Here is a 596-nt window from a genome sequence, read left to right on the forward strand (position 1 = left end):
GACAGAAGGTCTTGCAAATGTTGGTTAACGGCGCTTTGCCTCACCAGGAATTTGTCGACCAAGAGATAGCCTCAACTGTACTAAAGTCTTTAGAAGAGAAAGGCTGGATTGAACGTATCGAGAAGAAGCCTGTAATCACCAAGTGGGGGCAGCACGTTGAATGCGACGTCGAGAAGCCCAAGCTCAACCACGAACAAGCGCTGGCTATTGCGAGTGTAAATAGCCAAACAGGTTTTGCCTGCTATTTATTAGAAGGCGTCACGGGCTCAGGTAAGACAGAAGTGTACCTCAACCTGATCAAGCCGGTCTTAGAGAAAGGTAAACAAGCCTTGGTTTTAGTACCAGAGATTGGCTTAACACCACAAACCATCAACCGCTTTAAACGCCGTTTTAATGTGCCAGTTGACGTCATCCACTCCGGGTTAAACGAGACGGAGCGTCTGAATGCGTGGCTTTCTGCACGCGACAAAGCGGCCGGAATCATTATCGGCACACGCTCTGCCCTACTCGCGCCTTTTGCTGATCTCGGGATTATCATTGTGGACGAGGAACATGACACCTCTTACAAACAGCAAGATAGCTTGCGTTATCATGCA

1 protein-coding gene is annotated in these 596 nt (G+C 48.7%); it reads left to right on the forward strand.

The window, feature by feature from the left end; genetic code table 11:
• Window positions 1–596 (forward strand): DEAD/DEAH box helicase (locus tag R7190_RS28950; RefSeq protein ID WP_318138077.1); only part of this gene is annotated, 596 nt, incomplete at both ends.

It is taken from the genome of Vibrio sp. 1078-1 (genome assembly GCF_033340475.1).